The sequence below is a fragment of the Lacinutrix sp. C3R15 genome (assembly GCF_018860825.1).
GTDB lineage: Bacteria > Bacteroidota > Bacteroidia > Flavobacteriales > Flavobacteriaceae > Oceanihabitans.
Genome location: NZ_JAHKPZ010000038.1, coordinates 77,988 through 89,910, shown reverse-complemented (window position 1 = coordinate 89,910; position 11,923 = coordinate 77,988). Strand labels below are relative to the sequence as shown.

General features: G+C 32.6%; 9 protein-coding genes. 8 read left to right on the top strand and 1 reads right to left on the bottom strand.

Features of this window, described 5'->3' with window-relative positions; translation table 11 throughout:
• Window positions 1-72: 72 nt before the first annotated feature.
• The 8 genes from KO494_RS15190 (at window position 73) to KO494_RS15155 (ending at window position 10,566) form a co-directional block, all read left to right on the top strand.
• On the top strand, window positions 73-1,233 hold the full coding sequence (locus KO494_RS15190) for a homogentisate 1,2-dioxygenase (RefSeq protein WP_215968469.1): 1,161 nt from the start codon (window positions 73-75) through the stop codon (window positions 1,231-1,233).
• 130 nt (window positions 1,234-1,363) lie between these two features.
• Window positions 1,364-2,524, top strand: a complete 1,161-nt coding sequence (hppD, locus tag KO494_RS15185; RefSeq protein WP_215968468.1) for a 4-hydroxyphenylpyruvate dioxygenase — start codon at window positions 1,364-1,366, stop codon at window positions 2,522-2,524.
• 148 nt (window positions 2,525-2,672) lie between these two features.
• Window positions 2,673-3,455 (top strand): DUF3108 domain-containing protein, encoded by a 783-nt coding sequence (locus KO494_RS15180; protein ID WP_215968467.1) that lies wholly within the window; start codon window positions 2,673-2,675, stop codon window positions 3,453-3,455.
• A complete protein-coding gene (locus KO494_RS15175) occupies window positions 3,455-4,372 on the top strand; it encodes a tryptophan 2,3-dioxygenase family protein (protein ID WP_215968466.1) in 918 nt (305 codons plus the stop codon). The genes KO494_RS15180 and KO494_RS15175 overlap by 1 nt, the downstream gene beginning before the upstream one ends.
• Window positions 4,330-5,631 carry a peptidoglycan DD-metalloendopeptidase family protein gene (locus tag KO494_RS15170; RefSeq protein WP_215968465.1) on the top strand — a complete coding sequence of 434 codons (1,302 nt, stop codon included), beginning with the start codon at window positions 4,330-4,332 and terminating at the stop codon, window positions 5,629-5,631. Before KO494_RS15175 ends, KO494_RS15170 begins: the two co-directional genes overlap by 43 nt.
• A gap of 15 nt (window positions 5,632-5,646) precedes the next feature.
• On the top strand, window positions 5,647-7,269 hold the full coding sequence (gene pgi / locus KO494_RS15165) for a glucose-6-phosphate isomerase (RefSeq protein WP_215968464.1): 1,623 nt from the start codon (window positions 5,647-5,649) through the stop codon (window positions 7,267-7,269).
• A 160-nt stretch (window positions 7,270-7,429) separates the two neighbouring features.
• Window positions 7,430-10,024 (top strand): carboxypeptidase-like regulatory domain-containing protein, encoded by a 2,595-nt coding sequence (locus KO494_RS15160; RefSeq protein ID WP_215968463.1) that lies wholly within the window; start codon window positions 7,430-7,432, stop codon window positions 10,022-10,024.
• 104 nt (window positions 10,025-10,128) lie between these two features.
• Entirely contained in the window at window positions 10,129-10,566 is a 438-nt protein-coding gene (locus tag KO494_RS15155) for a hypothetical protein (RefSeq protein ID WP_215968462.1), read from the top strand.
• A gap of 237 nt (window positions 10,567-10,803) precedes the next feature.
• On the opposite strand, the gene KO494_RS15150 is transcribed toward KO494_RS15155, so the two are convergent.
• Window positions 10,804-11,862, bottom strand: a complete 1,059-nt coding sequence (locus KO494_RS15150) for an endonuclease/exonuclease/phosphatase family protein (protein WP_215968461.1) — start codon at window positions 11,860-11,862, stop codon at window positions 10,804-10,806.
• Window positions 11,863-11,923: the final 61 nt, after the last annotated feature.

Genomic DNA, 11,923 nt, shown 5'->3' with positions numbered 1-11,923 from the left:
AAATCCAGAATGATGGTGCATTATTTTATTCCGTTTTAAAAGAAGTATTTAATAACTTTAAATTTTAAAAGAATGCCGTTTTATCATAAATTAGGAAAAATTCCACCAAAAAGACACACGCAATTTAGAAAACCAGATGGTAGTTTGTATGCCGAACAATTATTTGGTACCATTGGTTTTGATGGTATGTCTACAAACTCTTACCACGAGCAAAGACCAACACAAGTAAAAGAAATTAAAAAACAATACAGTGTTGCTCCAAAAATTGCAAAAGCAAACCATATACAATCCTATCGTTTTAGAGGTTTTCAAGTAAAACCAGAAACCGATTATTTAGAAAGCAGAAAAGCAGTACTTACCAATAGTGATTGTACTATAATACTTGCTGCACCAAAACAATCTACACAAGATTATTTTTATAAAAATACAGATGCAGACGAGCTTATTTTTATTCATAAAGGTACAGGTAAACTACGCACACATTTAGGTAATCTAGATTTTAAATATGGAGATTATCTTTTGGTGCCAAGAGGGATTATCTATAAAATAGATTTTGATACAGAAGATAACAGATTGTTTATTGTAGAGTCTAGAAGACCAATCTATACACCAAAAAGATATAGAAACTGGTTTGGGCAATTACTAGAACATGCTCCTTTTTGCGAACGTGATTTACGTCAGCCACAAGAATTAGAAACCTATAATGAAAAAGGAGATTTTACCATTAAAGTAAAAAAACAAGACGATATTTTTGAAATGGTCTACGCAACACACCCTTTTGATGTAGTAGGTTATGATGGCTTTAATTATCCGTACGCATTTTCTATTCATGATTTTGAGCCCATTACAGGTCGTATTCATCAACCGCCTCCAGTACACCAAACCTTTGAAACAGACGCTTTTGTAGTTTGTAGTTTTGTACCAAGATTGTATGATTACCATCCAGATTCTATTCCTGCACCTTATAACCATAGTAATATAGATAGTGATGAGGTTTTATATTATGTAGATGGCGATTTTATGAGCAGAAATGATATAGATGCAGGACATATTTCTCTTCATCCAGCAGGAATACCACATGGTCCGCATCCTGGTGCTACAGAGCGCAGTATTGGGCAAACAAAAACCGATGAGCTAGCAGTAATGGTAGATACATTTAAGCCTTTAATGGTTACCGAAGAAGCAATGAAAATTGCAGACGAAGAGTATCTAAGATCTTGGTTAGAACATTAAATTATTAATTATTAGAAGCTATTTCCTGCTTTCGGCAGTCGCTCTTTTTAAGGAGCTCCAACAAAGCCTCAATCAGGGCTAGGCATTTTTGCAAACAAATAGCTTTAACAAACATTAAAATCATCTAAAGATGGCAAAAGAAATAAAATCAGTAAACTACGGTTTAGAAAAAATATTTGAAGGAGCACAAGATTTCCTTCCGCTTTTAGGAACAGATTATGTAGAATTCTACGTTGGTAACGCAAAGCAAGCAGCACACTTTTATAAAACTGCATTTGGTTTTCAATCGCACGCCTACAAAGGTTTAGAAACAGGATCTACCGACTCGGTAAGTTACGTGTTAACACAAGATAAAATCAAGTTAATGCTAACGACACCTTTGCATAGTAAATCACCAATTAATGACCATATTGTAAAACATGGTGATGGTGTAAAAATAGTAGCGCTTTGGGTAGAAGATGCAAGACAAGCATACAAAGAAACAACCTCCAGAGGTGCAAAATCTTATATGGAGCCAACCGTTGAAAAAGACGAACATGGTGAAGTAGTAAGAGCAGGAATCTATACCTACGGAGAAACCGTGCATATGTTTGTAGAACGTAAAAACTATAAGGGTGCTTTTCTGCCAGGTTTCCAAAAATGGGAATCCGATTACAATCCGCCAACAGCAGGTTTAAAATACATAGACCATATGGTTGGTAATGTAGGCTGGAACCAAATGGATGTTTGGGTAAAATGGTACGAAGATGTAATGGGGTTTGAAAACTTTTTATCTTTTGATGACAAACAAATTCATACAGAATACTCGGCATTAATGAGTAAAGTAATGTCTAACGGAAACGGAAGAATTAAATTTCCAATCAACGAGCCAGCAGAAGGTAAAAAACGCTCGCAAATTGAAGAGTATTTAGATTTTTACGAAGGAGCAGGAGTACAACATATTGCAGTTGCTACAGATGATATTATTAAAACCGTTTCGCAATTAAGAGCAAACGGAGTAGAGTTTTTATCTACACCACCAGAAGAATATTATAAAGCAGTACCTGGAAGATTAGAAGAATTTAGCCATGAGTTACGTGAAGATATTGAAAAGCTAAAAGGCTTAGGTATCATGATTGATGCAGATGAAGAAGGCTATTTGTTACAAATATTTACCAAACCAGTAGAAGACAGGCCAACCTTGTTTTTTGAAATTATTCAAAGAATGGGAGCTAAAGGTTTTGGAGCAGGAAATTTTAAAGCCCTTTTTGAGTCTATTGAAAGAGAACAGGCAAAAAGAGGTACACTATAACAATTATTTAACATGCAGTACATTAAAAACTCTAACAATTTACGCTTAGAGTTTTTTTTGTTTTATACTTTTGGAATAGTAATTGTAATTATTAAAACTTAACAATATTTCTTAAGATTAAAAGTTACAGATTCAATTACAACTAACTATGAAAAATATACTATTTATATTAATAACAGTCTTAGCAGTAAGTAATGCGTTTGCGCAGCAAGAAAGTGCTTTTCAGGAAGGAGAGTGGTTTCGGTTTGAAATGAGTTATAGTGGCTTCTTTAAAGCAGGTAACGCTACGCTAACCGTTAAAGATAGCTCTATTGAAAACAAACCAGTATATCACGTAGTAGGTAAGGGCTGGACAACAGGAGCAATTAAATGGTTTTTTAAGGTAAAAGATAGGTATGAAAGCTACTTTGATAAAACCACCTTGTTACCTTATAAGTTTATTAGAAATATAGATGAAGGAGGCCATACCAAAGACATAGAAATAGACTTTGATCAAGCCAATAATAAAGCGCATGTACACAACAAAAAGAAAAAGAAAAAAATTGTAGTAGATACAAAACCAAATGTACAAGACATGGTCTCTATGTATTATTATTTAAGAAATAAAATTGAAATTGCAAGCTTAAAATATGGAGACGAAATTCAAACCGATATGTTTTTTGATGAAGAAAACTACGGCTTTAAATTAAAGTATCTAGGAGAAGAAATTATTGAAACAGAATTTGGTAAAGTAAAAACAGTAAAATTTAGACCATATGTTATGGCAGGACGTGTCTTTAAAGAAGAAGAAAGTTTAACACTTTGGGTTTCAAAAGACAAAAATAAAGTACCTTTACGTATAAAGGCAGATCTTGCAGTAGGTTCTCTTAGAGCAGATTTAAATGCTTTTAAAGGTTTAAAACACCCTTTTAATATTATTACAGAAAATTAATGAACAAAGATATAACCAACCAACTTAAAGAAAAATTTGATAATATAGGCCAGGATTTAGATGTGCATTTACAAGGGTTACTATACAGTAAACCTATAAATTATTGGGATTATATTCAAACAGATGCTTTGTTAGATTTGCAAACACAACGCTCTGTTTTACCAGATGAAATGGTGTTTATCATGTATCATCAAATTAACGAGTTGTTGTTTAAAATGATACTTTGGGAAATAGACCAAGTAGCAAAAAAAGAAGATATAGAAGCAGTATTCTTTACCGAAAAAATTATGCGTATCAGTCGTTATTTTGATATGCTTACCTCTTCATTTACCATAATGAAAGACGGTATGGATGTCGAGCAATACAACAAGTTTAGAAATACCTTAACACCAGCAAGTGGTTTTCAAAGTGCACAATACCGTAAAATTGAATTTGCATCTACAGAACTTATAAACCTTATTGATAATAGATTTAGAGAAACCATAGATAGAAACACCTCTTATGAGCATGCTTTTGATCATTTATACTGGCAGGCAGCAGGAAAAGACTATAAAACTGGTGAAAAAAGCTATTTATTAACAGTTTTTGAAGAAAAATATAAAGACGAATTTCTTAGATTTGCGCAATTCTATAACACACATAATTTGTGGACCATATTTAAAGAGCTCCCAAATCACGTTAAAGAAGATCAAGAATTAATCGATGCCATGCGTCATTATGACCACACTGTAAATATTAAATGGGTTATGGCTCATTATAATACCGCAAACCATTACCTTAATATTAATGGTAAAACAGCAGAAGCAACAGGAGGAAGTGAATGGGTAAAATACATGCATCCTAAATACCAAAGAAGAATATTTTTTCCAGAACTATGGAGCGAGCAAGAATTAAAAGATTGGGGAAAAAATGCCTAGTAGCATTAGCAACTATAAGTTTATTGTATAGTTGTAAAAAAGAACCTAAAAAAATCATTTCAGAAGAAATAGCAATTGTAGAACCTGAAGAAACCATAGAATTTGGTTTTAATCTAGACGACTATGTTGTTAAAAGAGATACTATTCAAAAAGGAGATAGTTTTGGGCAAATATTAGAACGAAATAATATTGGTTACCCAGACATTTTTCAAATAGCTGAAGTAGCAAAAGATACTTTTGATATAAGAAAACTACAAGTAGGTAAACCATACACACTTTTATGTACCAAAGGGGATTCGCTTGAAAAGCCAAAATGTTTTATCTATCAACCTAATAAAGAAGAATACGTAGTAATTAATTTTCAAGACTCTATTCATGCATACACCAGCAAAAAACCTATAAAGTTTGTTGAAAAAGAAGTTGCAGGTGTAATTACTTCTAATATTTCCGAAGCATTAGATAATCAAAACGTAAGTGTGCGTTTAGCTTATAAATTAGCAGATGAAATTTACCCTTGGACTATAGATTTTAGACGTTTACAAAAAGGAGATCGTTTTAAAGTAATTTATACAGATAAATATATTGATGATAGTATTTATGCTGGTGTAGCAGAGGTTAAAGCAGCCTATTTTGAACATAATAAAGAACCTTTTTATGCTTTTCAATTTGAAACCGATAGCTTAAAAGGAATTAAAGATTATTTTAATGAAGAGGCAAAAAACTTACGTCGTGCATTCTTACAAGCACCAGTTCAGTTTAGCCGTATCTCATCTCGCTATAACTTAAAAAGACGTATTGCTTATTATGGTAACAAAATTCGTCCGCATAGAGGAACCGATTTTGCAGCACCTATTGGTACACCAATTCTTGCAACAGCAAACGGAACTGTTATTGAGTCTACCAGAAGAGGTGGTAATGGTAAATTTGTAAAAATAAGACACAATGCTACCTACCAAACGCAATACCTGCACATGAAAGCACAAAACGTTAAAAAAGGAGAGTTTGTAAAACAAGGAGATGTTATTGGGTGGATTGGTATGACTGGAAATACAGGAGGTCCTCACGTGTGCTATCGTTTCTGGAAAAACGGAAAAGAAGTAGATCCTTTTAAAGAAAAATTACCAGAAGCAGAACCTATTTCAGATAGCTTAAAATCAAAATATCTAGAATTTATCAAACCTCTTAAAGTGCAGTTAGATAATATTCAGTATAAAGCAGAACCGTTAGAAGAAGTAATAGATACTAATTTAATTTCATAAGACAACCACTAGACTATGGCTATACCAAAAATTGACCCAACAAGTACTAAAGCTTGGAAAAACCTTGAAGCACATTTTAATAAAGTGCAAGATGTTGAAATGAAAAATTTATTTGCTCAAGATGCAAAAAGAGCAGAAAAGTTTACCATTTCATGGGAAGATTTTTATGTAGATTTTTCAAAAAACCGAATCACAGAAGAAACATTTAAACTTTTATTGCAATTAGCAGATGAGGTACAGTTAAAAGAAGCCATGCAAGCTTATTTTTCGGGTGAAGTTATAAACGAAACCGAAAAAAGAGAAGTGCTACATACCTCATTAAGAGCACCAAAAGAAGCAGATGTTAAGGTAGAAGGTGTTAATGTAATGCCCGAAATATTTTCGGTAAAACAAAAAATAAAAGATTTTTCTGAAGCCGTTATTTCAGGAAACAAAAAAGGATACACAAACAAAACCTTTACAGATGTTGTAAATATTGGTATTGGAGGTTCAGACCTTGGTCCTGCCATGGTAGTAGATTCATTACAATATTATAAAAACCAGCTAACCACTCATTTTGTTAGTAATGTAGATGGAGACCATGTAAATGAAGTAATTAAAAAACTAAATCCTGAAACGACACTGTTTGTAATTGTTTCTAAAACATTTACCACTCAAGAAACCTTATCTAATGCAACTACTTTAAAAAAATGGTTTTTAAAAAGCGCAAAACAAGAAGATATAGCTAAGCATTTTGTAGCAGTTTCTACAAATCTTGAAAAGGTGCAAGATTTTGGTGTAGATGCAAATAATATCTTCCCAATGTGGAACTGGGTAGGAGGGCGTTTTTCTCTTTGGAGTGCTGTTGGCTTAACTATTAGCTTAGCAGTAGGAAATGAAAACTTTGAAAAACTACTTCTAGGAGCAAACAAAATGGATACCCATTTTAAAAATGAAGATTTTAAAAGTAATATTCCTGTTGTGTTAGCATTAATTAGTGTTTGGTATAATAACTTTTTTAAAGCAGAAAGTGAAGCTGTCATTCCGTATTCACAGTATTTAAACCAATTTGCTACATACTTACAGCAAGGTATTATGGAAAGCAATGGAAAAAGTGTAGACAGAAACGGTAAACCAGTAAGCTACCAAACAGGTACTATTATTTGGGGAGAACCAGGAACCAATGCACAACATGCCTTTTTTCAGCTAATACATCAAGGTACAAAATTAATACCAGCAGATTTTATAGGTTTTGCAGAATCTTTGCATGGTAATAAAGAACATCAAGACAAACTCATGTCTAACTTCTTTGCACAAACAGAAGCGCTTTTAAACGGAAAAGATACAAACCAGGTAATAGCAGAAGGAGCAGAAGCAACACTTGTGCCTTTTAAAGTTTTTGCAGGAAATAAACCAACCAATACTATTTTTGTAAATAAACTATCACCAGAAAGTTTAGGAAAACTTATTGCTATGTATGAACATAAGATATTTGTACAAGGAGTAATCTGGAATATATTTAGTTATGACCAGTTTGGTGTAGAGCTTGGTAAGCAACTTGCAGGAAAAATATTAAAAGAATTTGAAAACGATAGTTTTGCCAATCACGACTCTTCTACTTTAAATTTATTAAAGCATTATAAAAATTTAACAAAATAATTGTTAAAAAGATTGTTTATAGCTTTTTCTGCTTAAGAATAAATACTTTACTAGATTTTATTAAATTAAGGCTTTAAAAAAAATGTTAACATTAAGTTAATGTTAAACCATTAATTAGATGTAATTTTGCCAAAAAATTAAACCAATCTTATTTAATAAAATGAAAAAAATTTCAAGATTTTTATTTTTAGTAGTAGCTTTTGTTACTACAGGAGCAATGGCACAAAGTACGGTTACAGGTACTATTATTGATGCCGAAATGAACGCGCCACTTCCGGCAGCGAACATTATAGAAAAAGGAACTGCAAATGGTGCGTCGTCAGATTTTGATGGTAATTTTACAATTACAACGCAAGCAAACTCGGGAGAGGTTGTTATTTCATATGTAGGTTACACACCAGTAACACTAAAATTTAATGGTAACACCAACTTAGGTAGCATTACTTTAGCTAGTGATAACTCATTAGAAGAAGTTGTTGTTATGGGGTCTGGAGTTATTGATTTAGCAGAAGACAGAAAAACACCTGTTGCTGTTTCTACTATTAAAGCTGCAGAAATTCAACAAAAAATAGGAACGCAAGATGTTACCGCTACTTTGGTAAATACACCATCTGTATACGTATCTGGTCAAGCTGGAGGTTTTGGAGATACAAACATGCGTGTTCGTGGTTTTGACCAAGATAACACTGCTTTCTTATTAAACGGACAGCCAATTAATGGTATGGAAGACGGTAAAATGTACTGGTCTAACTGGTCTGGTATTTCTGATATTGCTAATGCAGTACAAATACAAAGAGGTTTAGGTTCTTCTAAATTAGCTATTTCTTCTGTTGGTGGTACGGTAAACTTCGTAACTAAAAGTACAGAGAAAAGAGAAGGTGGTTTTGCTGCTGTTTCTACAGGATACAACAACTACTTAAAAACTGCTGCTGGTTATAGCACAGGAACAAATGATAAAGGATTTGGTGCAACAGTTATGTTATCTCACTGGCAAGGTGATGGGTATAACTTTGGAACGAAAGGAGAAGGACAAACATATTTTATCTCTTTTGGTTATAAAGTAAATGATAAGCACAGCTTAAACTTTTTAGTTACAGGTGCGCCACAACAACATGACCAAAACTATAGAAAAAGCATCTCTGACTATTTAGAACATGGTAAAAAATATAACTATAACTATGGGTACCGCAATGGTGAGTACTTAAGTTTAAGAACTAACTTTTACCACAAACCAGTAGCTAACTTAAACTGGGATTGGACAATCAATGAAAAATCAAGCTTATCAACTGTAGTTTATGCTTCATGGGGACGTGGAGGAGGAACTGGTGGTTACGGAGCTTACACTGCATCAACAGAAGACGGTCTTGTTGATTGGGATGCTACAATAGCTGCTAATGAAGAAGTAGCAGGTGGTATTGGAAACGGAAGTGGTCCTTATGTAGGAACTGCAATTCGTGCTTCTATGAACAACCACGCATGGTACGGTTTAGTATCTAACTACGAAAATCAATTATCAGATAATTTAAGCTTAAACTTTGGTGCAGATTTACGTACGTACAAAGGTACTCACTTCAGACAAATAGTAGACTTATTAGGTCTTAACGGTATTGAAGAAGGACAAACTAGTGCGCAGTATCCAGATAGCTATATTGTTTCTTCTACTAACAGTATTAATCCTTGGTCTACAGTATTTAACTATGCAGATGAGGATGAGAGAATTGATTATGATTATGATGAGCGTATTAACTATGCAGGAGTATTTGGTCAATTAGAGTATGCTAAAAATAATTTTTCTGCCTTTTTTCAAGGTGCCGTTTCTACACAAAGCCACGTAAGATGGGATAGATTTAACTATGTAGAAGCAGATGAAGAATCTGAAACAGTAAATAATACTGGGTTTAATATTAAAGCTGGTGGTAGCTATTCTATTGGTGAAAACAGTAAAATATATGTTAATGGAGGGTACTACTCACGTCAACCTTACCACGATAATATTTACTTAAACTATACTAATGAGGTTAATCCACTAACAGAAAACGAAAAAATATTAGGTTTAGAAGTTGGTTACTCATACACATCATCTGTATTCTCTGCAGCATTAGATGTATATAGAACAAACTGGAAAGATCGTGTAGAGTCTTCATCTTATACAGACGGAGATACTAATGAGTTGTTTTACAGAACCAATGAAGGTGTTGAGCAATTACACACTGGTGCTGAATTACAATTACAAGTTAAACCAATTAATTCTTTAAGAATCAAAGGTTTTGCTTCTGTTGGTAACTGGGAGTATGTAGGTGATGCACAAACAACAACAAGAAATGAAAACCTAGAAACATTATCTGTTGAAATGGAAGATGTAGATGGTGGTGAAGTTGGTGGTGCTGCACAAACAACTTTTGGTTTAGGAGCAGATTTTGAAATCGTTGAAAGATTTTCAATCGATGCAGATTACAGACATTACGATAAATTATACGCGGATGTTGGAGCAATTAAAGAAAACTTAGAATTACCAAGTTATGGTTTAATGGACATGGGATTATCTTACAAAATGTTAGTAGGAAAAGACAAGTCTAACTCTGTAAACTTTAGATTTAATATTAACAACTTATTAGATGAAGAGTATTTCTCTCAATCTAGTACAGCAATTCAAGCAGAAGCTGGAGATGCTACTTACTTAGGTATTAATCAAAGCAACCAAGTGTACTTTGGAAACGGAAGAACTTGGAACTTTGGAATTAGATACAAATTCTAATTTTTGAAATTTATTTATTTAAAAACCTCTTCATTTATTTGAAGAGGTTTTTTTATACCTAATTATTGCTACCTTTGTTTTTAAACTAATTAAACATAAATTATATGTACAGTATTGTAAAAAACCTTCACTCTTATTGGGCTTATTTAGTCCTTATTATTTTAATACTAGCAGTAGTAAATAGCTTAATTAAAACGTTTAGTGATAAAGAGTATGAAGCTAAAGATTTTAGAATAGCATTGTTTACGCTTATCGTTTCGCATATTCAATTATTAATAGGTTTGGTGTTGTATTTTACCTCACCAAATGGTGTACAAAACATTGTTAATAATGGTATGGGAGGCTTGTCTTCTTTTGCAAGACTTCTTGCTGTAGAACATCCTTTTGTTGGTGTTCTTGCAGTAACTTTTATTACTATAGGATATTCTAAACACAAAAAGAAACTAACCTCAAAGCCAAAACATAAAACCATTGCTATATTTTACACTATAGCCTTATTATTGGTTTTGTCTAGAATACCTTGGAGTGTTTGGTTAGGTTAAAATAATTTGTTGTTAACACTATATACATTATAAGAGAAAGAGTTTTTAGTTGTTATACAAAGATTATCTGTCTCTATTTAAATGGTATTATAATAAAAAGGCTTCCGTGTAAGGAAGCCTTTTTTATTACTGTTATTTAGTGATTTACGCACTAGATATGTATTTGTTTTTTCTTTTTTGAACAAAAGCGTATTATCTTCCGTTCAATATAAAAATAAATAGAATAAGCTTTAAGTATTATTCGCTAATTTCTTTAATTAGATAGGTGTATACAGGAAAATGATCACTATAACCATTTGTAAATCCGCCATCCGCAAAACTACGCTTTGGGTATCCTTTATATCTACCATGTTTGTTTACTAAATAGTTTTTGTTAAAAATACCTGCTTTATACAATCTAAAAGAAGAATAGTCTTTTTCAAGTAGTGGTTGGGTTACCATAATTTGATCAAATAAACTCCAAGCATCTCTATATGCTGTAGTACCTAATCCTTCTTTTTTATACATGTTGGTATATGGGTTATAAAGCCCTTTTAAGCCAACCTTTTCTTTTTTACTTTGTGCTTTTAAAACATCTTTTACACTGGCATTGGTTGGGTCGTCATTTAAATCTCCCATAATAAAAACCTTTGCGTAAGGATCTATAGATTGTAAAGAATCTAATAGTCTCTTTGTTAGTTTAGCTGCAGCAACACGTTTTGGTCTACTTTTAGCTTCTCCACCACTTCTTGAAGGCCAGTGGTTAACAATTACATGAATCATTTCTCCTTCTAATTTACCACTAACTAATAGTTGGTCTCTAGTGTAAATTCTTTCGTTTGAGCTATCATCAAAAATCTTTAATTCATGACTACTTGTAGATAAAGGGGTAAAAAATTTCTTCTGGTATAATAAAGCAACATCAATACTTCTTACATCAGGTGAATTGTAATGCACAATACCATAATCTTGATGAATTAATGAAGAATCATTTACTATATCTTCTAGAACCTCTCTGTTTTCAACCTCACTAACTCCTAATAAAACAGGAGAGTTATGTGTTACGTCTTTACCTACTTCAGAAATTACATGTGCCATATTTTTAACTTTCTGAAGGTAAACTTCAGATCGTTTGGTTTTCATTTCCATTATAGGACTTCTTTCATCAAACTTCGTTTTGTCATTAATAGTGTCAAATAAGTTTTCTAGATTGTAAAATCCTACAGTGTGGACTTTGAATTTCTTTTTTTCTTGAGCCTCTACAGTTAAAAGTACTGTTAAACACAGTGTTGTAAGCCAGAATTTTAAATTTTTCATGAATGCAAATGTTATGTTATAGTTATGTTAATACAAAACTCCTGCCAAATGTAAATATTTA